The sequence below is a fragment of the Chitinophaga ginsengisoli genome, assembly GCF_003014595.1.
Lineage (GTDB): Bacteria > Bacteroidota > Bacteroidia > Chitinophagales > Chitinophagaceae > Chitinophaga > Chitinophaga ginsengisoli.
The window spans coordinates 209,541-234,509 of the sequence record NZ_PYGK01000015.1; the positions used below are offsets into that span (position 1 = coordinate 209,541).

Annotated in this window: 18 protein-coding genes; 15 read left to right on the forward strand and 3 right to left on the reverse strand. The window is 46.6% G+C overall.

The features are described 5' to 3' along the window. Nucleotides 1-26 precede the first annotated feature (26 nt). Complete coding sequence (locus tag CLV42_RS27165) at nt 27-3,938, forward strand: CheR family methyltransferase (RefSeq protein WP_106605085.1); 3,912 nt, start codon at nt 27-29, stop codon at nt 3,936-3,938. A 268-nt stretch (nt 3,939-4,206) separates the two neighbouring features. Beyond that, complete coding sequence (locus CLV42_RS27170) at nt 4,207-4,629, forward strand: carbohydrate-binding protein (RefSeq protein ID WP_170117673.1); 423 nt, start codon at nt 4,207-4,209, stop codon at nt 4,627-4,629. 357 nt (nt 4,630-4,986) lie between these two features. Here CLV42_RS27170 and CLV42_RS27175 read toward each other — a convergent pair whose 3' ends face one another. Next, on the reverse strand, nt 4,987-5,544 hold the full coding sequence (locus tag CLV42_RS27175) for a hypothetical protein (RefSeq protein ID WP_106605087.1): 558 nt from the start codon (nt 5,542-5,544) through the stop codon (nt 4,987-4,989). Between the two features lie 443 nt (nt 5,545-5,987). Between CLV42_RS27175 and CLV42_RS27180 the strand changes: the two genes are divergently transcribed. Together CLV42_RS27180 and CLV42_RS27185 are read left to right on the forward strand one after the other, a co-directional pair. Beyond that, entirely contained in the window at nt 5,988-9,248 is a 3,261-nt protein-coding gene (locus CLV42_RS27180) for a SusC/RagA family TonB-linked outer membrane protein (RefSeq protein ID WP_106605088.1), read from the forward strand. Nucleotides 9,249-9,259: 11 nt separating this feature from the next. Further along, nucleotides 9,260-11,107 carry a RagB/SusD family nutrient uptake outer membrane protein gene (locus CLV42_RS27185; RefSeq protein WP_106605089.1) on the forward strand — a complete coding sequence of 616 codons (1,848 nt, stop codon included), beginning with the start codon at nt 9,260-9,262 and terminating at the stop codon, nt 11,105-11,107. A gap of 214 nt (nt 11,108-11,321) precedes the next feature. Here the strand turns inward: CLV42_RS27185 and CLV42_RS27190 are convergent, their stop codons facing one another. Then, the gene (locus tag CLV42_RS27190; protein WP_106605090.1) at nt 11,322-12,488 is read right to left on the reverse strand and encodes an oxidoreductase; all 1,167 of its coding nucleotides are present in this window, start codon (nt 12,486-12,488) and stop codon (nt 11,322-11,324) included. A gap of 422 nt (nt 12,489-12,910) precedes the next feature. On the opposite strand from CLV42_RS27190, the gene CLV42_RS27195 reads away from it, so the two are divergent. Continuing rightward, on the forward strand, nt 12,911-13,201 hold the full coding sequence (locus CLV42_RS27195) for a hypothetical protein (protein WP_106605091.1): 291 nt from the start codon (nt 12,911-12,913) through the stop codon (nt 13,199-13,201). 55 nt (nt 13,202-13,256) lie between these two features. Continuing rightward, nucleotides 13,257-13,619, forward strand: coding sequence for a hypothetical protein (locus tag CLV42_RS27200; RefSeq protein WP_146154492.1), 363 nt, complete (start codon nt 13,257-13,259; stop codon nt 13,617-13,619). 185 nt (nt 13,620-13,804) lie between these two features. Here the strand turns inward: CLV42_RS27200 and CLV42_RS27205 are convergent, their stop codons facing one another. Further along, nucleotides 13,805-14,530, reverse strand: coding sequence for a Crp/Fnr family transcriptional regulator (locus tag CLV42_RS27205; protein ID WP_245901744.1), 726 nt, complete (start codon nt 14,528-14,530; stop codon nt 13,805-13,807). Between the two features lie 22 nt (nt 14,531-14,552). On the opposite strand from CLV42_RS27205, the gene CLV42_RS27210 reads away from it, so the two are divergent. From CLV42_RS27210 to CLV42_RS27250, 9 genes are all read left to right on the forward strand, one after another. Further along, a complete protein-coding gene (locus CLV42_RS27210) occupies nt 14,553-15,848 on the forward strand; it encodes a PQQ-dependent sugar dehydrogenase (RefSeq protein ID WP_245901745.1) in 1,296 nt (431 codons plus the stop codon). A 2-nt stretch (nt 15,849-15,850) separates the two neighbouring features. Next, nucleotides 15,851-16,300: a c-type cytochrome gene (locus CLV42_RS27215; protein ID WP_106605094.1), complete on the forward strand. Its 450-nt coding sequence runs from the start codon at nt 15,851-15,853 to the stop codon at nt 16,298-16,300. A 109-nt stretch (nt 16,301-16,409) separates the two neighbouring features. Beyond that, complete coding sequence (locus CLV42_RS27220; RefSeq protein ID WP_106605095.1) at nt 16,410-17,345, forward strand: bifunctional helix-turn-helix transcriptional regulator/GNAT family N-acetyltransferase; 936 nt, start codon at nt 16,410-16,412, stop codon at nt 17,343-17,345. Nucleotides 17,346-17,748: 403 nt separating this feature from the next. Beyond that, nucleotides 17,749-19,590, forward strand: coding sequence for a glycoside hydrolase family 76 protein (locus CLV42_RS27225; RefSeq protein WP_106605096.1), 1,842 nt, complete (start codon nt 17,749-17,751; stop codon nt 19,588-19,590). A gap of 325 nt (nt 19,591-19,915) precedes the next feature. Further along, entirely contained in the window at nt 19,916-21,001 is a 1,086-nt protein-coding gene (locus tag CLV42_RS27230; RefSeq protein ID WP_170117674.1) for a CapA family protein, read from the forward strand. Nucleotides 21,002-21,013: 12 nt separating this feature from the next. After that, nucleotides 21,014-21,709 (forward strand): C40 family peptidase, encoded by a 696-nt coding sequence (locus CLV42_RS27235; RefSeq protein ID WP_106605098.1) that lies wholly within the window; start codon nt 21,014-21,016, stop codon nt 21,707-21,709. 107 nt (nt 21,710-21,816) lie between these two features. Further along, a complete protein-coding gene (locus tag CLV42_RS27240) occupies nt 21,817-23,454 on the forward strand; it encodes an acyl-CoA carboxylase subunit beta (protein ID WP_106605099.1) in 1,638 nt (545 codons plus the stop codon). 33 nt (nt 23,455-23,487) lie between these two features. Further along, complete coding sequence (gene rnhA, locus CLV42_RS27245; protein ID WP_106605100.1) at nt 23,488-23,940, forward strand: ribonuclease HI; 453 nt, start codon at nt 23,488-23,490, stop codon at nt 23,938-23,940. A 189-nt stretch (nt 23,941-24,129) separates the two neighbouring features. Continuing rightward, entirely contained in the window at nt 24,130-24,684 is a 555-nt protein-coding gene (locus CLV42_RS27250; RefSeq protein WP_106605101.1) for a YceI family protein, read from the forward strand. Nucleotides 24,685-24,969: the final 285 nt, after the last annotated feature.

A 24,969-nucleotide genomic window follows, 5' to 3' on the forward strand; every position in this document is an offset into this window, starting at 1 on the left:
AAAAACATGACATAAAGAAAAGCTGTATGTCGGATATATATACTGAAGGGGAAGTAAACAAGAGACGACCTGGTCCGGTTTCCAATGCTGCATTGAAAAGTATTTTAGCAGTCCTGTCAGAATTTTCGGGCGTAGACTTTCTGCAATATAAGCTATCCACTATCACCAGGAGGCTGCAGCGGAGAATGTCACTTGTGAATATTCAGGAATTTGAAGAATACCTTACGTTCATAAAAGACAACGAAAGCGAACAAAATATAGTTTATGCAGACCTGCTGATACACGTATCTTCCTTTTTTCGTGACGGGGGCAGTTTTGAATATTTACAACGGTTTATACTGCCGCAGGTAGTAAATCAGGCCCACGAAAAGAAAGAACAGGTGCGCATATGGGTAGCAGGATGTGCTACCGGAGAAGAAGCTTATTCCATCGCCATCTGCCTTTATGAAATAATGGGAGATCGGCACTTTTCCAACAAAGTGAAGATCTTTGCAACAGACCTTTCAGAAGCCGTTATTGCTACTGCGCGTAAAGCAATCTATACCAAGGCGCAGGTAGCAGGAGTATCAGCCACGCGATTGACACAGTTTTTTGCAGAAGGTGAACAAGGTTACCAAATATCAGCCACCATAAGAGACGCATGCGTATTTGCCTGCCACAACATGCTGACCGATCCTCCTTTTGCCAAGCTACACCTGATCAGTTGCCGTAACGTGCTTATTTATATGCAACCGGTACTGCAGAAAAAAATGCTGAGCATATTCAATTATGCGCTGACAGATCATGGTTTTCTCTGGCTGGGTAAATCAGAAACCAACAGATCTCCCGACCTATTTGAAATGCCCTCGAAGAAAACGAAGATCTATCTCAAAAAGAATGTAGATAAATGGACGCTGAAAAATGCGTTCCCGACTAATAAAAAAATAAAGCATATGACACCAAGCTTTGATCAGGAGAGGGATGACAATATCGATGCTCAGAAAGCCGCCGACAGTATTATACTTTCGATGTATGCACCGTCTGCAGTATTGCTCAATGAGAAGTTCGATATTATTGAGTTCAGAGGTGTTACCATGCAGTTTTTTGAACATGGGCCGGGTAGAGCCAGCCTGAATATTTTCAAACTGGCCCACAAAGACCTGGTACATAGTCTCAGGAGCGCGCTTAACCACGCGCAATCTGTCAGAAGGAATGTGCGAAAAGATGGCCTGACAATCACCACAGGGAATGCAACACTCCATGTTTCATTCGAAGTAGTACCTATCAGCAACCTGCATGGAAGCTACTACCTGGTGATCTTTAATCAGCAGCCGCAACATGAACTGACTGGCGGGGAGCTCAGCGTCAAAAAAGCTGAGGTGCCCGAAACAACAGATGAAAAGAACCTGCGCATCCAACAGCTGGAAAAAGAAGTACAACGTTATAAGGAAGAGTTACGTGCTGTTGCAGAAGCCTATGAAGCTACCAACGAGGAACTCCAGTCTGCCAATGAAGAGCTGAAAAGCCTGAATGAAGAACTGGAAGTATCGCAGGAAGAACTGCAGGTGATCAATGATGAACTCAGTACCCGCAACAATGATCTGCTGGAAAGGAATAACCAGTTGAACAATGCCCGCTTGTATGCAGAGTCCATCGTGAACACTGTACATGAATCACTGCTGATCCTCGACACGAATATCCGCGTGGTAAGTGCCAATGCTTCTTTCTATCGCAGTTTCAAGATGGAACGAAAGGAGACGGAAGGAAAGCTGTTGTATGAAATGGGAAGCAAGCAATGGAATACCTCAGACCTGCGTGCGCTGATGGAAAACCTGCTGACGTCCCGGACGCCCTTCGCTAGTTACGAATTAACTTATAAAACTTCTTCCAACGGGCCGAGAACCATCATGATGAATGGTCAGCTGATTACCTCGCAGGACCTGAAAGAAGAACTGATCCTCATCGCCATAGAAGATGTTACTGAAGTGAGAGAGGCCAGAGAGCGTATTGCCCGTAAACAGGAAATAGTGCGTACTAATGAAGAAAGGCTTCGCCTGGCACTGGAGGGTACCAAGACCGGCACCTGGGATTTCAATCCCTTGTCGAGAGAGCTGTTCCTGTCTGACAGAAGCCGGGAACTCTTTGGTATCACCTCTTCCTCACCGATGGAATTTGATAATTTTATCAAGGCCATTCACCCTGCGGATGCATCGGGTGTACAGGGCCGTATAGCAGCCGCTCTGGCGGGTAGAGAGAATGGTGCTATCAATGTAGACTTCCGCATCAACCTGGCAGACGATAAAGTGAACTGGATCTCCTGCAAAGCGCAGGTTTATTTTGATGAAAACGGTACCGCCATCCGTGTGCTGGGCGTGGTGACAGACACTACTGAAAATAAGCAGTTTGAAAAACACCTGCAGGAGGCGAACAACCGGCTGAATTTCGCGATGCAGACTGGTAGGCTGGGTTCCTGGGAACTGGAACTGTCTACAGGTGTCATGTATTGTAATGAACAGTTCAGGACCAATTTTGGACTGTCTTCGCAGGCCCAGGTGACATACGAAAAACTGTTGTCCCTCGTACTCCCGGAAGACGTACAACGTGTTGCCGATGCATTGCAACAGGCATTGGAAAACCACGTACTTTATGCGGAGGAATACCGTATCAAGTGGCCGGATAGTTCCATCCATTGGATTGCAGCCACTGGTCAGGGAATCTATGACGACGAAGGCATCGCAAAAAGAGTGATTGGAGTAGCGCTGGATATCACAGAAAGAAAACAGGCCCAGTTGCATTTGCAGCAAAGTGAGGCCTACTTCCGTATGATTGCAGATACAGCGCCGGCAATGATCTGGATCGCAGAAAAAGATGGTTCCTTCTCCTTCTTTAACAAGGGATGGCAGAAATATACCGGACGTACGCTTGAACAGAATAAGAACAATGGGTGGTACGATATTATGCACCCTGAGGATATTGATAAATGGAAGATCAATTTCAGCCGGTCTTCCCGCGACAGGAAGAATTTCTATGCAGAGTTCCGCCTGAAACGCCATGACGGTACTTATCACTGGCTGGCCTGTTCGGGCATTCCCCGTATCAATTCCCAGGATGAATTTATTGGCTTTATCGGCGCCTGTACAGATATTGACGACCAGAAGATGGTGGAAGATGCCCTGGAAAGGAAGGTAAGGGAAAGGACCATTGCCCTGGAAGATGCCAATGCAAACCTGTCCAAGCGGAACCATGAACTGGAGCAGTTTGTTTTCATTACTTCCCATGATCTCCAGGAGCCATTACGTAAGATCCGCCTGTTTGCCGACATGCTGGAAAGCGTGAAGCCTGGTAGCAGCAAGATAGATACGGCGCTCTACCTGCGTAAGGTGAAACAGTCGGCTATCCGTATGTCGGACCTGATCAGGGACCTGATCGCCTATTCCAGGCTGGAGCTTGGAGAGAATGCTTTCCTGCCGGTGGACCTCAACCAGATCGTTACCAATGTAATAGAAGATTTCGAACTGCTGATCAAGGATAAGAATGCGAAGATCGATGTGGATGAACTGCCGGTCATAGACGCTGTGCCTTTGCAGATGAACCAGTTATTCTATAACCTGATCGGGAATGCCCTGAAATTTTCCGGCACTAATGGCGATGCCCGGATAACGATCACGGCCAATAAGATCTCAGATACAGAAATGAAGGAGCTGCCTTCACTGACAGTCGGCCCTACCTATTACCGGATCATTGTAGCAGACAATGGCATCGGGTTCAACCAGGCCTATGCGGATAAACTGTTTGTCATTTTCCAGCGGCTGAACCAGAAGGAGAAATTCGAAGGGACAGGTATCGGTCTGGCGCTCTGCCGGAAGATCATGGACATCCACAATGGCGATATCCAGGCATTCGGTGTGGAGCAACAGGGGGCCGCATTCCATATTATTATTCCGGAAACACAACAATAAGACACAATAAAAGAACTTTTCCGGCGTTAACTACGCACAGAAATGGCTCCCGTTGGGGGCCATTACTATTTCCAGCATTATGCAAACAGCCTTGCTTTAACATATTGGGTATCAGGATATATTATTATTGTAATTTTTAATATAAATTTGCGTAATTTTTCGACCTAATTAGTATTTTGGACACTGGTATGGCTTCCGTTAAAAAAGACGCCGACCTACCATATTTGTTATGAGGCCTATCCTATGTCTTTTTTTCATAATTGTGCAAATGATTGCCAGGGGACAGTCGGCAACTGCACCTCCGTCTACGGAGCCAGCTCCGGCTGGTGCGGTAGTCCCGCCAGGCCCGGTGAAAAAAGGCAATTTTGAAACAGAATTTAAAATGAAATCGGGCAGTTATCTGGGCTTCGGACAGGTAAATCTCGGTATGGGTGAAATAGGATTTAAAGTGGTTGTATTCTGCCAGAATAAGGAGAAGAAGAACGGCCGTCTTGAATTCCGGATCGATCGTCCGAAGGGAAAGAAAAGCAGACGTATTGGTACGCTGAAGATTCCCTTTACGGGAGATACGACCTATGCACTAAAGTTAACCGGCAACCCCAAGTACTCCTTTGGGATACACGATCTTTATCTTGTGGCGAAGGGCAATCCTTTCAGCATTACTTCCATCACTTTTGTACAGGACTATTGATGTAGGTTCCTGTAATTTACTTTTGATATAGGTTGTTTTACCATGGGGGTAAGTTATTCCCGCTAAGTAGCTTCGGTTTCAGTATGGGATGGCGGTCGGCGCCTCTCTGCTACTTCCGCTCTTCCTCTTATTATATAGCCGGCATGCTTATCAGGACGATGACGATAAACGTTTTTAATGTCTTAAAAGGATGATAAGAATAACGCGGGAAACAAAACGTCGATAGGCTCCGTTAGGAGCCTTATTGTTTGTAGCGCGGGGTTGTAAACCCCGGGGATACGCGATTAGCCCCGAAACACACAATCTCCCCCGAACGACAATAAACGGGAAACAAAACGTCGATAGGCTCCGTTAGCCTTATTGTTTGTAGCACGGGGTTGCAAAACCCCGGGGACGTTGAGGTAATCCCTGTAACACGCAAGCCGATACAGACAATAATGGCTGTAGTTTCAGCATGAATGTCTGCACTTCCTGTTGGTCCGGATTGTTTAGCTGGTCGCCAGCCGCCAGCAGCATGTATTCGCCCAAAGCACCGAACAGTGTAAGCGTGCCAGTTGTATATACGATCGATACCTTATGAGCGGCCTTATTAGTAATATCAGCACTCATGATCTCAAAGCGGTGGGCCTCAAAGGCAACAGGATTTCCCAGGTTATCGCTCAGTCCCGGGATCTGTTGCTGTAATCCTTTCACAAATAATCCGATTGAAAACCCCACTTTATAATTTAGCGACCCGGCTTTTGGATTGGCGGCCCGTACCTGTTCCCAGGTGGTGAATTGCTGCTCCCGGTTGTAGGCCTGTACCTGTAGGAGGAATTCATTATAGCTTTCCTGGAACACGTCCTTTTCAAAGGAGGTCCGCGCATGCATGTCAATGATCTGTCGGAAAGAAAGTTTTACCAGTGCTTTTTCCATTGTTCACTATTTTAATCTACCTAAGGTAATGTTTTCAGGTCAGCTGGCTCTGGCAGCGGGTATACTTAGCGGTAAACAGGTGTTTTCTGTAGGTTAATGTCGTTCAGGCATACATATTTTCACTCCGATAATATCGCAGTATGTTAAAAGAAATATAAATCTTGGATTATTTTTTCTATTTTAGGTGTGAAATTGACACGTTGAGGAAAGTAATCAAAGTAATCGTTATGAAAATCAAGCTGCATACTATGTAAATTGAAAACCTATGTAGTTGTATTGAGCTATTGAACCCACTACCATATATTCTTTAACTAGCAAAAATCACGTTTTAATGATGATGACAACCAGTAGCGTCTAAGGACCGAGATGTTATTGCATTTTCGGTCGTAAACCAAAATCCAGCGAGGAGTTCGCCTTTTTTAAACCACTTTCAAATTAAACGTATGAAAAATGTAGACCTGTTGAAGGTCAGGCATCGTTGTGCCTGGCAGTCAACACTATTGCACATGAAATTCACCCTACTGCTTTTTTTGCCCGCCTTATATCCGCTTATGGCTGTTGCGGATGGCTATTCAACCTCATTTTCAATCCGACAGGACATTATCTTAAAAGGAAAAATCGTCGATAAAAATAAAGAGCCGGTAATAGGCGCCACTATCAAAGTGGTGGGGACTTCCAAAGGAACTACTACACAACCCGACGGCTCTTTTTCGTTGAGCGTCGCAAATGGCGCTCAGGTGACTATATCTGCAATCGGTTTCCTATCACAGACGCTTACTGTTAATGGCAACGCACCATTGAACGTAACGCTGGATGCCGATACCAAAGGCCTCAGTGAGGTGGTGGTAGTAGGTTATGGTGCGCAGAAAAGAGAAGCCGTATCCGGCTCCATTGCTACTGTAAAAGGTGCTGATCTTGTCAAGTCGCCTGCTACCAACCTGTCCAACTCCATTGCCGGACGTATGCCGGGTGTGACTGCCATGCAGAACAGCGGTGAGCCCGGTGCTGACGGCTCATCTCTCCGCATCCGTGGTTCCAATACTCTGGGTAACAACGACCCGCTGATCGTAATAGATGGCGTGGCTGGTCGAACCGGTGGTCTGGAGCGTTTGAACCCACAGGACATTGAAAGCATTTCTGTACTGAAAGATGCTTCTGCCGCCATCTATGGTGCGCGTGCAGCCAATGGCGTTATCCTCGTAACAACCAAACGCGGTAAGAGCGGTAAACCACAGTTGTCATATTCCTTCAACCAGGGCTGGTCACAGCCTACGCACATCCCCAAAATGTCCAGCGCTGCAGAATATGCGCAACTGAGGGATGAGCTGAGCCTCTACCGTGATGTACCTGGAAGAGAATGGGCAACTGCCTGGGGGGTATATAAACAAGGCGGCACCTATACTTCGCCTACCACCAACAAGAAATGGGACGAGGCTTTCGGTCTCGCAGAGATAGATAAATACCGCAACAGTACGGACCCATGGCTGTATCCGAATACAGACTGGTATAAATCTACTTTTAAGACATGGTCGCCACAATCCAATCATAGTGTACAAGTGTCTGGTGGCAATGAAAACATGCGTTATATGACCTCCTTCGGTTACCAGTCGCAGGATGCTTACTATAAAAAATCTGCTACCGGTTACGATCAGTATAGCCTGCGTGTCAACCTCGACGGAAAGATCAACAAGTACGTAAACGTTAGCGTAGACATGTTGGGTCGCCAGGAAGAACGTAATTATCCTACCCGCTCTGCCGGTGACATCTTCCGTATGCTGATGCGTGGTAAACCTACTGAACCAGCCTTCTGGCCTAATGGTTTGCCTGGTCCGGACATCGAGTACGGTAACAACCCTGTAGTGATCACTACAGGCGAGACAGGATATGATAGGGATAAACGTTACTATGTACAGAGCAGCGCCAAACTGGATGTATCAGTCCCTGGTGTGGATGGTCTGAAACTGAGCGGTAACGTGGCATTCGACAAATATATCAAAGGCACAAAGCGGTGGCAGACACCCTGGTACCTGTATACATGGGACAAAAAAACATTTGAGCAGGATGGCAAAACACCTTTGCTCGTAAAAGGTAAAAGGGGTACAGACCAGGCTAACCTTAACCAGGGCAATGAAGATCAGACCAACGTGCTGTTGCGTGGCCTGTTGACTTACGACCGTACCTTCAACAAGAACCATACACTGAACTTCGTATTTGGTATAGAACGGGAGACTGTCAAATCTGAATCTTTCAATGCACTCCGCAAATACTTCATCTCTCCTTTGATCGACCAGCTGTTTGCCGGTGGCGATGCAGAGAAAGATAATGGTGGTAGTGCCTGGGACCGTGCCCGTCTGAACTATTTCGGTCGTGTAGCTTACAACTATAAAGAGAAATACCTGGCAGAGTTTGTATGGCGGAATGATGGATCTTATATGTTCCCCAGCAATTCCCGTTTTGGTTTCTTCCCTGGTCTGATGTTGGGCTGGCGTATCTCTGAAGAGAATTTCTTCAAAGAGAACGTAAAGTTCATGAGTTACCTGAAACTGCGTGCGTCATGGGGTAAACTGGGTAATGACCAGGTATACTTCGACGACAACGGAGATGGTACACTCACGCTGCAGGAATACCAGTATTATTCCACCTATGGCTTCGGCAGTTATATACTGGGAGGCAATGTGGTAAAATCACTCTATGAAGCACGTATACCTAACCCATACATCACATGGGAAGTAGCCAACAACTATAACGTAGGTCTGGATGGCGCCCTGCTGAATGGTAAGATCTACTTCGAACTGGATGCGTTTATGAACAAACGTTCCGGCATCCTGGTAAGAAGGAATGCATCCGTTCCGCAGACAACAGGTATGACCCTGCCTGCTGAGAATATCGGTAAGGTAGACAATAAAGGTTTTGAATTCCGCGTAGGCTACAATAATAATATCGGTACTAAATTCCGTTATGACGTTAGCGTGAATGGCGGTTATTCGAAGAACAAGATCGTTTTCTGGGATGAAGCACCTGGTGCTCCGGCCTGGCAGCGTTCTACCGGCAAACCGATGAATACGAACCTGTATTATGAATATGATGGCGTATTCAAAGACTATGCTGAAATAGACAAGAACACTATTGACTATACCGCGCTGACCAACAATCTGCGTCCAGGCGATATGAAGTTTAAGGACATTGATGGTAACGGAAAGATCAACGGTGATGATAAGATCCGCTATGGAAAGAGCAACCAGCCAACCTTCACTGGTGGTCTGAATGTGAACCTGCAATACAGCAACTTTGATATGGCGATCCTCGTGCAGGGAGCTACCGGTGGTGCATTGCATATCAATACTGAATCCGGTGAGATCGGCAACTTTACCAAAGATTATTATGATCACCGCTGGAGCCCTGATAATCCTAACAGCGAGCACCCACGTGTAAATGACCGTAATGATACCTATTGGGCAACAGGTAATACGTATTGGATCCGCAGTACCAATTATGTACGTCTGAAGAACCTGGAAATTGGTTACAGCATACCTGATTTCCTGAAGAAGAGAAGCGGTATTACCAATCTGAGGTTATATGCCAACTGTCTGAACTTGTTTACCCTGGACAATCTGAAGATCCTTGATCCGGAATCAGTGAGTGGTAATGGTCAGTATTATCCGCAGTCAAGGGTATTGAATGCAGGTTTCAATTTAACTTTTTAATCAGCAGTATCATGAAACAACTACTTAAGAAAATATACATTGGTATCGGTATGGCGGGCGCTTTGACGGTTGCGGCCTGTAATACTGATTTCCTGAATACAAAGCCCTTAGGGGAAGCTACCAAGGATGATGTATGGCAGGACCAGGCATTGGCAGAAGCATTTGTAAACGAAATTTATAATGGTCTTAGCAGCGGTGGTTTCCTCGAAACGATGTTATCTTCTGCTACTGACGAAACCATGTTCACCCATAACTACGGTATGAAGAATATGGGCGAAGCTACGATCAGTCCGACGGATGCTGAATACGTGAACAACCGCGGTACCTTCCAGTGGGATGACATGTACAAGCGTATCCGTGCATGTAATGTATTCTTTCAGAGTATAGGGAATGCACCTTTTAATAGAACAGCGGTTGGAGATCGCATGAGGGGAGAAGTATACTTCCTCCGTGCTTATTTCTATCATCAGCTGGTACGTGCTTATGGTGGTGTGCCACTGATAGACACAGTGTATACGCTTTCTGACAAGGATTATACGATTGCCCGTAACTCTTTCTCTGATTGTGTGGAGCATATTGTACGTGATTGTGATTCCGCAGCGACCTTACTGCAAGGCAAGGAAAACATTACGGTAAAAGGCCGTGCTACTGAAGGGGGAGCACTTGCGCTAAAATCACGCATATTGATCTATGCAGCCAGTGATCTGTATGATTTTCCTACTGCCAGTACAAAGGCGCCGGTGATTGCGACTGTAGCAACACATGAGGTGTTAGGTTATACCAGTGGCGATCGTGCTGCACGCTGGAGACGCGCTAAAGCAGCTGCCCTGGCGGTAATGAATCTGAATCGTTATACACTGGCATTCGCTACGCCTGCGACTCCTGAAGAGGCGAGCACTAACTATCAGAAAATGTTCCTGGCCGATAATTCCGAAAGTATCTTCTCCCGTTACTTTGTGAATGCGAAGTCAGAGGCTGGTGGCCAGATCGGGTTGTATAACGGCTTGAACGGGTACCATAACTGGTCGGGCAATACGCCTACCCAGCTGCTGATCGACGACTATGAAATGGCAGATGGTACGCCTTTTAACTGGAGCAATCCTATGCATAAGGCGAAACCCTACTTAAACCGTGATCCACGTTTTTACGCCAGCATCCTGTATGATGGCGCTAACTGGCGTCAGCGTCCTTCTGATGTTGCTGCCAAAGATCCGGCTAATCAGGCGCAGACGGGGATTTATGAGGTGTGGGATGCGGAGCATTCACAGACGATCAATGCACCGGGCCTGGATACGCGTCAGGGACCAGTGGAGAACTGGAATGGTAGCTTTACCGGTTACTACATGAAGAAGTTCATTGATCCAGCTATCGATGCACAGTATTTCCGTCAGGAGGTGCCGTATCCTTTCTTCCGGTATACAGAAGTACTGTTTAACTATGCGGAGGCGTGTATGAAACTTGGCGAGGAGGATGAGACGCGGAAGTATCTGAATCAGATTCGCACCCGTGCAGGTATGCCGGCGATTACTGAGTCAGGAGCGGCGCTGGAGGCTCGTTTACAGCGGGAGAAGGAGATCGAGATGGTGTTCGAAGAGCAGCGGTTCTTTGATGTGCGCCGTTGGATGGTGGCGCCGGCGACTGTTGGACGTGCGCTTCGCGGGATTAATGTAGTCGGGAAGCTGAAGCCTAATGTGAAAGTGACGCTCTATCGGCATGATGAGAATAGTTATGACTATACTTATACGCCGGTGACCCTGGTGAATGAGAACAGGATCTGGCTGGATAAGATGTATTTTATGCCTTTGCAAAGGGATGAGATGAATAGGAATAATAAGTTGGTGCAGAATCCGGGGTATTAGTTTACCGTTTCTGCGAATCCGCTTGATAGGGGCGGCATCCGCAGGAAGTACTATACTGTGCTGCAAAACGCTCTTCAGAATGTCGATTTGGCGGCGTGTGGGGCGTGGAGGGATTGGGAATGCTATTGGGCTTCGTCAATCGTATCACGCGTCTTGAAGGCACTGTATAGTACTTCCTGCTACGCCTACCCAATGGGAGGTAGCCGGCTTTGGATTATTGTGGTACTTGTGGAGCTTGTGGTGCTTGTGCTACCTGTGTTTTGTTACCGGCCTTTTGGAGCAGCTGTTTGGTGTGCGCCAGGGTCAGGCTATCTCTGATTAATTCTTTGAAGAATGGGGTCGGTGTGACTCCATTCTTTATTTTTTCCGGAAGGTCAGGGTTGGCGATGGCTGTTCTGCCGATGGAGATCAGGTCTGCTTCGTCACTTGATATTAATCTTGTGGCCAATGCCGTATCGTGCATGCCGCCGTTTACAATGACCGGCTTTCCCGTGATCTTCTTTGCGATGCTATTGGAGGATGTGCCGTCATCGTACAGTGATTCCCTTGTCCAGTTTCCACCCTCGGAGGCGATGTGAATGTAGCTGACATCCAGGCCCTTTAGTATGTCGAATATCTCCTTTGCTGTTGCTGAGCCGCCAGGCCATCTGTAGGTAAGATCGTTTACTTTGCTTTCGGAGAAACGTATGCCAACAATGAAATCTTTCGGGACAGCCGCTTTTATGGCGGTGAATACTTCTATCGGGAATCTTAGCCTGTTTTGATAACTCCCTCCGTATTCATCTTCTCTTACATTCGTGTGAGGGGTGATGAACTGGTCTAAAAGATAGCCGTTGGCGGCGTGTATTTCTACCCCGTCAAATCCGGCTATTAAGGCCCTGATGGCTGTTTGTGCAAAGCCGTCCTTTGCTTCCTGCAGGTCCTTTTTGCTCATCGCGGAGGGGAGAGGAAAAGGGCCCGTCAGACCTCCGGGTTCTGTGTTCCGGAGGCCTTTGGGCTGTATGGCAGAAGGAGCGATCGTCTTGTCTGTATGTTGGGATAGTGCGCCTCCGTGCATCAGCTGAAGGATGATGAGCGCGTTGGGGTCTTCCTGATGTACTTTGTCCGTTACCTTTTTCCAGCCTTCTACCTGTTCATGGGTGACAAGGCCCGGTTGATGATCGTCAGCTTTGCTGAAAAGATTGTCAGTATAAGTGCCTTCCGTGATGATAAGGCTGAAGCCTCCTTTGGCAAAGGCGGCATAGTAGTCGGTCATTTCTGCTGTGGGAATACCTTCTTTGGAAGCGCTTCTGCGTGTCATGGGAGCGACGGTGAATCTGTTTTTTAAGGTATGGTTCCCTAATTTTATTGGCTGGAATAGTATGTCTGTATTTGTGTTCATAGATTGATTTATTAGAACACAAAGATCAGATGGAGAGGGGGAGAGGGACGTATAACTAATTTAATATTTGGGGTTAAAATTGTTTAATGGAATATGGTTCATCAGTCGTTAATTTAATATTGGTCTAAAATTATTTAATATCGTGTATTGAAAATGAGGGTCATCATTCCATTCGATCGGCTCCGAGGAGCCGCCCTGGGCGCGACCCTGGGAAACGGAATGGCCGCTCTGAAAATAGAAGAGGTCCGGGGATTACCTATGAATACGAATGCGGTAACGTCATAACGTAATCATCCGCGGCAATAGGACTCCTTTAGGAGTCCCATTGATTGTAGCGGGGGGCAACCCCTGGGAAACGGAATGGTGATCCCCCGGGAACGGATGATAACGCCCCAAATAATTTTTGAGAAAAATATTAAAACATGAACAGAAAAAGGTTTCCATTTAAGCGCTTGTTTTTTGCCTATACCTTTGCAATTTTACCTTTTATGCTGATTGTTGCGGTGCTTTCCCTGTTAGGAATAACACCAATACATGCCAACGGAAAACCTTTTTATGGAGTGCAGGGTTTTTTTATAGCAATCCTTTTAATTCCGTTCTTCGGAATTATCATGGGGGCCCTGAATTGGATCTTTCTGAATCTTGGGGATTATTTATATTCTGTTGTACTTGATATTTGGGGTAACAGGAAACAAGAATATCGTGAGGAATAAATTTTAACCTTATAACTATATGACTATTAAATGTAAAGCGGTTTTATTAAACAGAATGATCATAACAATGGCGATCGGCGTTGGTTTGCTTACACTCGTCTTGTTTTTGATATTTCCTGTTGTAAGGGGCTATCTGTATTTTATTAGCATGGTATTAATGCTTTGTTCCCTGATTTGTATATTTTATCTGAACAGGTTTGAGCTGTTGGTAATTGGTATTGAGAAGGATGACGTGCATCTGAGTTTTGTAAATAATTCAATATTTAGGAGAAAGGAGATAAAAGTAAGGAAGGCGCAGGTGAGATTAAAATGGGAGGGGAAGGTACTAATTTTCCTGATTGATGGGCAGCAACAGGCAATCCTTCGAAAGAACGCAGCAGATGCTGCTGACTGGAAGAACCTATTGAATGGTTTGTAACAATGAATAAAGAGTATATTTTAAATAATACAACATCATCTAATCAGGTTGGCGTGATCGTCATGTCAATGACCTGCTTCTTTTTCCTGTTTTTATTTACAAGCTGGAGTTGGGCATATGTATTCATGGGAATTATGACGATGATGACTTTCTCAACTCTAAAGCAGTTTTATTAAGTAATTGCCTCACCGCTTCCCGCCCTTCCTGATCTGACTCAAAAACACTGGCGTAATCCCCAGGAACGACGCTATATGCTTCTGCGGCAATCGTTGCTCCAATGTCGGATATTTCTTTATTAACGCCTCATACCGTTCTGCACCTGTCATTGATATCGAATTTAGAATCCGCTGATCCTGAGAGATCATAGCCTGTTGATTCAATATCCGCCAGAACTTTTCGAAGGCTGGGATATCGGTGAAAAGCTGTTCAATACCTTGCCTGTCTATCTGTAAGACAACAGTCGCTTCCTGGGCGATGATATTGATCCTGGAGGGTGTTTGCGGGATGAAGCTGCTGGAATCACTGATCCACCAATCTTCCATGGCGAAGTGAAGCGTATGTTCATCTCCATTATCATCTACATAAAAGGAACGAAGGAAACCCGAGCACACGTAGCTTTCATACTTGCATATTTCCCCTTGTTGCAGGAGGTACTGCCTCGGCAGCAGCTTGCGTACCGTGAGGAAGGTGCAGAAGTGTTCCTGTTCTTGCGCAGAAAGATGGATCCTTTTCAGGACATGTTTTAAAATAAGCTGATGCAGATCGGACAGTGGCGTAGCACTCATAAGACTGGTTTCTTCGGAAACAAATATAGCAACCATCTTAAAAAATAGTAAGGGCATCCCGCCTTTCATACAATTCCTGCCTACTTTCCCTGTTAGTTTTCGTAATTTCCCCGTGGCTTTATTCATAAAACCCAATTACCATATGCTGATGCAAAAGACAAAGGTGTGTCTGATAGTTGCCATGGCAATGACAGCCATCACCTCTTCCGTATTTGCGGGCGGTCCGGACAAACCCGGCGCCAACAACGTTAAACCGGATGCTAACAATGCCGGATTGAAACTACCTGCCGGTTTCGGGGCTTTAAAGGTAGCCGACAGCCTGGGCAGGACCCGTCATATCACCGTAACAAATAATGGCGGTATCTATATCAAACTGGACAGGGCAAAGAACAACAACGGTATCCTTTACCTCCAGGATACGAACGGAGACGGTAAGATCGATAAGAAGACCGGCTTTGGCGGCTACGGTGGAACAGGGATCTATGTGAAAGGAGATTACCTGTATGCCACTTCCAATGAAGATATCTACCGCTATAAACTGGATGCACAGCAACAGGTAATAGACCCTGAACATCCGGAGCTGGTGGTGACCGGTCTGATTAACCGCAGACAACACGAGTCTAAGTCGATCGTGCTGGACGATAATGGCAACATCTATGTTAATATCGGCGCCTATTCCAACTCCTGTCAGACCCAGGATAGGACCGCAGGTTCTATGGGTATGCAGCCTTGTCCGATACTGGATTCAGCTGCCGGTATCTGGCAGTTCAAAGCCAATAAACTGAACCAGACCTATGGCGATGGCGTACGCTATGCTACCGGTCTGCGGAACGTGGTAGGCCTGGACTGGAATAAGTCCCAGAACCAGCTGTTCGTGATGCAGCATGGTCGTGATCAGTTGCACGATCTGTTCCCGAGCCTGTATACTGAAAAGCAGTCGGCCGACCTGCCTGCGGAATGTATGTATGCCCTGAAACAGGGATCCGATTGTGGCTGGCCTTACATCTATTACGATCAGAATCAGCATAAAAAGATGCTGGCGCCTGAATATGGTGGCGACGGCAAAAAGACTGGTGGTGATAATGCAGAAGATCCTGTAGTGGCTTTCCCGGGTCATATGGCGCCTAATGGACTGCTGTTCTATACAGGTACCCAGTTCCCTGAAAGATACCGTAACGGCGCTTTTGTTGCCTTCCACGGGTCATGGAACCGCTCTCCTGAGAACCAGGCGGGCTTCTTTGTAGTATTTGTGCCGTTTAAAGATGGCAAACCTTCCGGCAAATGGGAAGTGTTTGCAGATGGATTTGCAGGTCCGGGCCCGGTAAAATCGCCTGGTGATGCCGCGCACCGTCCCTGCGGACTGGCACAGGGACCTGATGGGTCACTGTATGTAACGGATGATGTGAAAGGAACTGTTTACAGGATCGTATATAAGACTAAATAAGCATGAGAAAATGGATACTGGCAGCAATGCCATTGATGATGGGTGTATTGTCGGTCGGCGCACAGGTAAAGAAACCGGCTACAAAACCGGCAGCAGCAAAACAAGCTGGCGGCGGCGCAGCACAGATAGCAAAAGGGAAGGTATTGTACAAGCAGTACTGTATGACCTGTCACCAGGAAAACGGAACGGGCGTACCCCGTATGAATCCACCGCTGGTAAAGACAGAGTATGTGCTGGGCGACAAGAAAAGATTGATTGGCATATTACTGAACGGCCTAAACGAAGACGTGGAGATCAACGGGGACTATTTCACCAACCCGATGCCTTCACAGGCGGCCCTGAAAGACCAGGAGATCGCCGATATATTGTCTTACGTCAGAAATAGCTTCGGCAATAAGGCCAGCACCGTTTCTGTGGGAGAAGTAACCGCGGTACGGGCGACTATAAAATAAAGAGTCTGAATATCTTAACAGCGGCATTTATCCAGTGTGGGTAAATGCCGCTGTTTTTTAATTGCTTTTGTCAAACAGATTTTTGACATTTGCGGAAAATTTAAGGGACATGTCAGTGAATCCAGAAGTGGTGCGGGAGGTTAGTGAATTCAATAATTATTACAATAGCCTGGCGGAATTGTTAAACAGGCACTTAGCGGACAATAATCTATCATTATCAGGCTTACGTGTACTGGTAAAATTAAGAGAGGAAGAAGATCAATGCACTGCGGGTAAACTGATTGCAAACCTGGGTATAGACGGCGGATATCTCAGCCGCATCCTGAAGACCTTTGAAACGAATCAGCTTATTTCCAAACGTAAGTCTACCATGGATGGCCGCACCTGGTATCTGCAGCTGACCCCTAAAGGGCGCAAACTGCTGGAGATACTGGAAGAAGGATCCGCACAGCAAGTTTCCCAGCTGCTGGAACCCCTGGGCACAGAACAGCAACTGGCCCTGGCGGGAGCCATGAAAACGGTAAGGCATATCCTCTCTGACGACGCTAAGATCTCTGCGGATGATATTACTTTCAGGCGTGACCTCCAGCCAGGTGATGCCGGGTTTATCATGCATATGCACGGCTCCCTGTATGCAAAGGAAGCAGGGTATAACCTCGATTATGAGGCGCATATCTGCAAGACCTTCTATGAGTTCCTGGAAGCGTATAACTCTTCCAAAGACCAGGTATTCCTGGCCATGCATGGTAACCAGATCATCGGTTCTATCGCCGTGCTGGGACACTCCCGTTATGCTACACAGATGCGCTGGTTCCTGGTTCATCCTGATTACCGCGGACTGGGTATCGGACAACGCCTGCTGACGGAAGCGATCAATGCCGCGAAAGAGAAGCTGTTCCAGAAGATCTACCTGATCACCACTGCGCAGCAGGTGCCAGCAACGACATTGTTTAAGAAGAATGGCTTCCGTAAGTCAGGGGAGAAACATATGCCAATGTGGGGCCTGCAGCTAACGGAAGAACGCTATGAGATAGATCTGATTTAAGCAAGACAAATTTATTGCGTAGCCCCCTTGCTTTATTTAAAACATTTAGATACTTTTAGTACGCTGTAGTTCATCCAGGGTTCATTGTATTCATTACATAAAACCCTTAAAATGAAACATCTGCTAACCCGTATGGCAGTTTTGCATAGCAAAGCGGCCATGATCTGTGTGACGACACAGATAGTAGCAAGGTCTCCCGTCCCCTCCAATTACATATGTTTAGTTAATTACGGTCCGTAAGGTCAATGGCGTCTCTATGCCGGTAGCCAGGCTTTGCAGGCATATTTTTCCGGTAGCATGCATCGATCATGCTGCCTGACGTTTCACGTTAACAGGTCACTCACAATTTCTCAAAACCATTTACATCAATTCCTCATCCTTCAAAATTCAAAACCATTTAAACATGAAAACACTTTTACAGGTGGCAGTCCTGGTACTGTGCTTACAATTCAACAGTGCAGGCCAGCTGGCCAATTTTAATGCAACAGCAGAAGCATTACAGACCAGTATGTACAACAATTTTGGCGTACCTAATGAGAATTACTGGTGGTGCGCCAATGGTGTGGATGCCTTGCTGGACGGCTATGTGCGTACGCGTTCAGAGACTTATAAGACACGTATGAAATCATTGTTGCTCGGTGTCAAAAGTTTCAATGGCAATACCTACATCAATTACTTCTATGACGACATGGATTGGATGGGTATAGCCACGCTACGGGCTTATTATGAAACAGGAGATGTTGACTATTACAATGTGGCCAGTGCACTGTGGACAGATATTAAAGGCGGTTACAGCAACGGCGCTATCGACTGGAATAAAGGTTGTGCCGGATGTAAAAATTCCTGCGCCAACGCACCGGCGATTATATTGGGTGCGAGAATGTACCGCCACACCAACTCCGCTGCAGATCTGCAATTAATAAAGAATATCTACACCTTTATGAAAGCCAACCTGGTGGATCCGGTTACAGGCGCTGTATGGGATAATATCAATCTGAATACCGGTGTTACCAATAAGGACTGGATCTTCTCTTACAATGTCGGCACTTTCATTGGCGCAGGCTGGGAATTATACAAAATAACCGGCGATGTGAATTATCTCAATGATGCCGTTAAGACGGCGGAATATGCTATGAACAGCAGGCGTACTAATGGTATGTTCTTTGCCAACGAAACAGGAGGAGGTGATGGTGGTCTTTTTAAAGGGATCTTCATCCGCTATCTTGCCCAGCTGGCACGTGAAGGAAATATACCTGCAGAAACGAGAGCGCGTTATAATGAAGCGATCCGTTTTAATGCACAGACCTTAAAGACCAGTGGTATCAATCCTTCTACGAACCTGGTAGGTACGGTATGGTCACAGCAGCCATCTGGCAGTACAGATTACGCTACGCAACTGAGCGGTGTGAAAGTGATAGAAGCGGCCGCTATGCTGGATCAGTCCTACTTCTACAAGGATATCAATTACGGTGGCAGTTACTGGGGATTGACCGTTGGTAGTTATAATACCGATGCTTTGGTGGCAAAAGGCATCCTCAATAATGATATTACTGCTTTTGCTATTCCTGCAGGGTACCAGGTAAGGCTGTTTAAGAATGATAATTACCAGGGTGAAAGCTGGACTGTGTCCGGTAACAGCTCCTGGATAGGTGGTGCCTGGAATGACAGTGTTTCTTCGCTGATCGTTAACTATACGGCAGGCGCCAGCTTCTTTAAAGACTGCAACTATACGGGTGATGTCATCAGCCTGGAAGCAGGTGATTATACAGTGACGCAACTGCAGGCAAGAGGTATATCCAATGATGCGATATCATCTCTGAAAGTGAGCAGCGGGTACCAGGTGATCCTCTATGAACACGACAATTTTGCGGGTACTTCTGTCACCACTTCTACTGATCTCAATTGCCTGGTAAGCCAGAATTTCAATGACCTGACAAGTTCTTTACGGATCATTGCTACAGGCGCTGCACCATCCGCAGTAACAACAGCACAGACAGCGCAGGCCAGCAAGTATATGCTGAAAGGATTGACATTATATCCTAACCCTGTAGCTAACACGCTGTATGTAAAAGGTCCCGATGATCTCAGCGGCGCTGATGTAACGGTAACGGATATGATGGGTAGGATGAAGATCAGGAACCGCCTGTCTGGTAACAGTGTGAACGTATCCGGACTGCCGTCGGGCGTATATTGGATCACGATAGTGAAAAGTGGAAAGAAAATCACACTTTCTTTTGTGAAATAACTGCTTGTAACAGAGTCATCTATTCAAATGCATGCCGGTTCTGGGTTATCAGGACCGGCATGCTTATTGTAAAATACAGAAGGATTACTATATATTTGTCGCCGTAAACCCCTAAGGGACGGTTCGTGAATGTAAAAAGAGGCAGTGCTGATTATCTTATTGTTCCCCCTTGGACAGCATTATTGTTTATTAAGCGACTGAATTTCAATTTTAATATATTATCTACTGTATGCCTAAGCGTGCCAAAAAGAGCATTTATTTGTTTTCTTTCAATATTGTCATTTTCTTTTCAATGGCATACATGCTATCCGGGAACCGGAGAGATATGTCGTTGTTTAAGTCCGGTTCTTTCAGACCGGCAGTTGACACCGGAGGACTAGGGAGTACCAATGCATATTCACTGGCAGGCAATAAAGCTTTTGCAACCCATAACATTACAGATACTTTACCAGACACCATCAGTTTTTCTATAGTGGGCGATATGATGGTAGGTTCATCATACCCCGCGGCTTCTTTCCTGCCAACGGAAGAAGAAGGAAATATCCTGCAATATGCGATGCCGCTTTTACAACAAACAGACCTGCGTATCGGCAATCTGGAAAGTGTTGTATCTGACAGTGCTAAAGTGTTCAAGAACTGTGGTACCAACTCTACCCAGTGTTTCGCATTCCGTACGCCCTATAAATGCGCGATGTGGTATAAGGAAGCAGGTTTTGAGTACGTGAACCTGGCCAATAATCATTCATACGACTTTGGTATGTCTGGTGTGAAACATACGCTGGCATTCCTGGACAGCAATCATATAAAGACCAGTGGTGTACCGCAGCACCGTTTCGATACCCTCACCATCAGGAATACCCGTGTTGGCTTTGTCTCTTTTGCGCCTCACAGTAATTGTCTGGACATGAATGACGACTCCCTGGTAAAGGCGACTATTGCTGAGGTACGTCCACTTTGTCAGTTGCTGGTTGTGTTCTTTCACGGAGGTGGGGAAGGCTCAGGCCGTATGCATACGCCTAAAGGCCGGGAGTTCTTCTATGGACAAAACAGGGGAGATGTAAGGCATTTTTCACATATGTGTATACAGGAAGGCGCAGACCTGGTAATCGGCTCCGGGCCCCATGTGGTAAGGGGTATGGAGACATATAAAGGAAAATTAATTGCTTACAGCTTAGGAAATTTTGCAACTTATAAGCAATTCAATTTAAAATATCCCAATAATATCGCACCTTTGCTGCAGGTAAAAATCACCAGTGAGGGAAACCTGGTGGAGCATAAAGTGTTTTCCTTCCTGCAAGAAGGGGAAGGTATACCTAAGCCAGATACAACATTGAGAGCTTTCAAGATGATCCGTTCCTTATCTGTTGAGGACTTCAAATACTCGGAGGTGGGGGCGGGGACATTTGATTAAAACCTTGTTATTGTGAAGAAGTTATTGCCGATAATCATATCCGTCGCCAGCATTGCCACTGCGGGCGCGCAAGTAAAGAAAAAGCCAGTTAAGCACGCACCAGTAAAGAAACATACTGCCTATCATAAGAAGACAACTGCCCACAAGGCGGTTGCTCACCATAAAGAGGTGACGCCACCACCGCTGCCAGACAGTTTGTATTTTCCTAATTCCGACATTACCCTCAATACATACGATACTTCCGGTCTTAAGACCAACATCAAGCAGCTGATGGCTGTGCTGGAATCCGAATTGGGTAAACCATATATCCGTGGTGCTATCGGGCCTTTTGCCTTTGATTGCAGCGGATTGATGAAGTTTGGTTTCTCCGTGATCGGTATGACCCTGCCCCGTACAGCGGCTGATATGAGCTCTCTGGGGAATATCATTACCCCTTCTGACTGGAGCCCCGGTGATCTGTTGTTCTTTGCTGGCAGAAGAAGTACCAAATCCAAGGAAAAAAGGATCGCCCACGTAGGCTGTGTTTACAAAGTAGACAACGGAAAAGTGCTGATGATCCATTCCAGCAACCAGGGGGTGAACATTGTCGATATTACCAACAGCGAGTACTACAAGAAACGCTTTATTGCTGCCCGCAGAGTGATCGAGGTGGATTCTACCAACATGGTAGTACCGCCGGCGCAAGAGGGTAATTCAAGCGATTATTAAGCCGTAAATACATTCCCGTAAAAATATCTGCGACCCGTAATATTCATGGGCTGTTTTTCCTTATTTTTAGTAATGGCCAATAAAGGTCAGGAACCAAAAACAATCATATGGATGCACAGCAACTGGATATGAACCGGAACGAAGATGCAATGCGCAGATCTCTCAGCGCCTTGAAACAGCGCCTCTCCGTCGTAGAACAGGGAGGAGGCAAAAAGAACCTCGAAAAAGTCCGTCAGAAAGGCAAATTAACCCCACGTGAACGTATTGCCTACCTGGTGGACAAAGATGCCCCATTTCTCGAAATAGGCGCCTTTGCGGCCTATGATATGTATCCCGAACATGGCGGTTGTCCTGCAGCTGGTACCGTAGGTGGCGTTGGCTATATCAGCGGTCGCCAGTGTATGATCGTCGCCAACGATATGACCGTAAAGGCAGGCGCCTGGTTTCCCATGACGGGAAAGAAAAACCTGCGTCTCCAGGAGATTGCCATGGAAAACAGGCTGCCGATCATTTACCTCGTAGATAGTGCAGGCGTATACCTGCCGATGCAGGATGAGATATTCCCCGATAAAGAACATTTCGGCCGCATCTTCCGCAATAATGCACGCATGAGCGCTATGGGCATTACCCAGATCGCTGCGGTAATGGGCAGCTGTGTAGCCGGTGGCGCTTACCTGCCTATTATGAGCGATGAAGTGCTGATGGTGGAAGGCAACGGCTCTATTTTCCTGGCGGGCCCTTACCTGGTAAAGGCCGCTATCGGAGAAACAGTTGATGCGGAAACATTGGGTGGCGCGGTGACGCATACGGAGATCTCTGGTATTGCAGACTACAAGTTTGATACAGATGAGGAATGCCTCGATCAGATCAAAAAGATCGTCAGTAAGATCGGTGATCCTGCCAGCGCAGGTTTCAATCGTGCTACACCCGCTTTACCAGAGAAAGATCCTGCGGAATTGTACAGCATGATCCCTGAAGATAGTACCCGCCCCTATGATATGCTGGAGATCATCCATCGGTTGGTAGACCGTTCAGAGTTTGACCAGTATAAGGAAGATTATGGCAAGACCATCCTCTGTGGGTATGCCCGTATTGACGGCTGGGCCGTAGGTATTGTGGCCAATCAGCGCAAGATGGTCAAAAGTAAAAAGGGTGAGATGCAGATGGGTGGTGTGATCTACAATGACAGCGCTGATAAGGCAGCCCGCTTCATCATGAACTGTAATCAGAAGAAGATACCGCTGGTATTCCTGCAGGATGTGACCGGTTTTATGGTGGGCAGTCGCAGTGAACATGCCGGCATCATTAAAGACGGCGCTAAACTGGTGAATGCAGTGGCCAACTCGGTAGTGCCAAAATTCACGGTGATCGTTGGTAATTCTTACGGAGCAGGTAACTATGCCATGTGTGGTAAAGCTTATGATCCCCGGTTCATCTTTGCATGGCCTAATGCGAAGATCGCGGTAATGGGCGGCGAACAGGCTGCAAAGACATTGTTGCAGATACAGGTCGCATCCCTGAAAGCGAAAGGTGAGGAGATCACACCAGAGCAGGAAAAGAGCCTGCTGAATGAGATCACCGCCCGTTATAACAGTCAGACCACTCCTTATTACGCAGCAGCGCGCCTGTGGGTAGATGAGATCATAGACCCGCTGGATACACGTAAAATACTTTCTGAAAGCATCGCAGCGGCAAATAATGCACCTGTGGAAGATACATTTAGCTTAGGCGTTTTCCAGGTGTAAAAGCATAGCGCTTAATCCTTATCTTTGCCCGCTATGTCGGAAGTTATTATTTACACGGATGGTTCCTCCCGTGGTAACCCGGGCCCTGGTGGCTATGGTGTTATCCTGATGTGGAACAGTGTCCGCAAGGAATTATCGCAGGGATACCGTCTCACCACCAATAACAGGATGGAACTGATGGCCGTGATCGTAGGTCTGGAAGCCCTGAAAAAAGATGGACTGCATGTCAAGATCTTTACAGACAGCCAGTATGTGGTAAATAGTGTGGAGAAAGGCTGGCTATGGGGCTGGGTAAAGACCGGTTTCAAAGACAAGAAGAACAAGGATCTCTGGCAGCGTTTCATTCCTGCATTCAAGAAACATCAGGTGAAATTCAACTGGGTAAAAGGGCACTCTACGAACCCGTTGAATAACCGTTGTGACGAACTGGCCACGCAAGCTGCAGATAGCGGTAACTGGCTGGAAGATGTAGGTTTTGAAGGCTAGTGTTATTGAGATAATAAACGTTTTAAAGATAGAAGGGCAGTTCGCTATGGCGGACGGCCCTTTTCGTTTTAACATTTATTTAATGATTTTTCGAAATCTGTCCACCATTTACAAAATTCTGTGCAACCACTGAACGAATATCGCTGCTTACTTTTAGGGTATTAAATCAATGCCTTAAACGACTAAGTTATGACACACTGGAAGATTGATGAATCACACAGCGAAATTGGATTCAAAGTAAAGCACCTGATGATCACTAACGTGAGCGGATATTTTACACAGTTCACCGGAAGTATTGAGACCGACAGCGAGGATTTTCATGATGCACGAATCAAATTTGAAGCGGCTACAGATAGTATCAGCACGCTGAACAAACAAAGGGATGAACACCTGAAAGGCGGCGATTTCTTTGACACTGCACATCATCCAAAGATCACTTTCGTATCTAAAAAAATCAAAAAGATCACCGAGGAAGACTATAAGGTGGTGGGAGACCTGACCATCAAAGGACATACACATGCCATTGAGCTGGAAGTAGTGCGTAACGGTGTCGTGACAGATCCTTATGGCCAGGAAAAAGAAGGCTTTTCCATTAAGGGACGCCTGCATCGCGCTGACTACGGTCTGCGCTGGAATGCAGCTACTGAAGCAGGCAGTATTGTGCTGAGTGATGAAGTGAAACTGCACATGGAGATCCAACTGATAAAAATAACTGAGGCTGCACTGGCTGCAATAGCGTTATAAGCAGGACTCCGCCAGGAGTTCCATTGTAGCGCAGATGTAACCCCGGGGAGCTAATGCAATCCCGGAAACAATACGTCATTAACAAACCATGATAGGACTCCGTTAGGAGTCCCATTGTTGTGCGCCTGGCATGTTCATAAACTAGGAGGTGTAAGTCCTCCGCGAGCCTTGATAGTAGGAATCGCTAGCCCAAGACAAGGGTGTCCACCGTGAGGTGGAATCTGAAGGAAGTCGGCGGCAAAATCCCGGTCTGACGAACAGAAACCGCATATAAGGCAATCACTG

Excerpts from the sequence above, each read along its gene's own strand:
- CLV42_RS27175 (WP_106605087.1), bottom strand. The coding sequence starts at position 5,544 with ATGGAAAAAGCACTGGTAAAACTTTCTTTCCGACAGATCATTGACATG.
- CLV42_RS27170 (WP_170117673.1), top strand. The coding sequence starts at position 4,207 with ATGATTGCCAGGGGACAGTCGGCAACTGCACCTCCGTCTACGGAGCCA.
- CLV42_RS27165 (WP_106605085.1), top strand. The coding sequence starts at position 27 with ATGTCGGATATATATACTGAAGGGGAAGTAAACAAGAGACGACCTGGT.
- CLV42_RS27180 (WP_106605088.1), top strand. The coding sequence starts at position 5,988 with ATGAAAAATGTAGACCTGTTGAAGGTCAGGCATCGTTGTGCCTGGCAG.
- rnhA (WP_106605100.1), top strand. The coding sequence starts at position 23,488 with ATGTCGGAAGTTATTATTTACACGGATGGTTCCTCCCGTGGTAACCCG.
- CLV42_RS27215 (WP_106605094.1), top strand. The coding sequence starts at position 15,851 with ATGAGAAAATGGATACTGGCAGCAATGCCATTGATGATGGGTGTATTG.
- CLV42_RS27210 (WP_245901745.1), top strand. The coding sequence starts at position 14,553 with ATGCAAAAGACAAAGGTGTGTCTGATAGTTGCCATGGCAATGACAGCC.
- CLV42_RS27250 (WP_106605101.1), top strand. The coding sequence starts at position 24,130 with ATGACACACTGGAAGATTGATGAATCACACAGCGAAATTGGATTCAAA.
- CLV42_RS27230 (WP_170117674.1), top strand. The coding sequence starts at position 19,916 with ATGTCGTTGTTTAAGTCCGGTTCTTTCAGACCGGCAGTTGACACCGGA.
- CLV42_RS27200 (WP_146154492.1), top strand. The coding sequence starts at position 13,257 with ATGATCATAACAATGGCGATCGGCGTTGGTTTGCTTACACTCGTCTTG.
- CLV42_RS27190 (WP_106605090.1), bottom strand. The coding sequence starts at position 12,488 with ATGAACACAAATACAGACATACTATTCCAGCCAATAAAATTAGGGAAC.
- CLV42_RS27225 (WP_106605096.1), top strand. The coding sequence starts at position 17,749 with ATGAAAACACTTTTACAGGTGGCAGTCCTGGTACTGTGCTTACAATTC.
- CLV42_RS27185 (WP_106605089.1), top strand. The coding sequence starts at position 9,260 with ATGAAACAACTACTTAAGAAAATATACATTGGTATCGGTATGGCGGGC.
- CLV42_RS27195 (WP_106605091.1), top strand. The coding sequence starts at position 12,911 with ATGAACAGAAAAAGGTTTCCATTTAAGCGCTTGTTTTTTGCCTATACC.
- CLV42_RS27220 (WP_106605095.1), top strand. The coding sequence starts at position 16,410 with ATGTCAGTGAATCCAGAAGTGGTGCGGGAGGTTAGTGAATTCAATAAT.
- CLV42_RS27205 (WP_245901744.1), bottom strand. The coding sequence starts at position 14,530 with ATGAATAAAGCCACGGGGAAATTACGAAAACTAACAGGGAAAGTAGGC.
- CLV42_RS27240 (WP_106605099.1), top strand. The coding sequence starts at position 21,817 with ATGGATGCACAGCAACTGGATATGAACCGGAACGAAGATGCAATGCGC.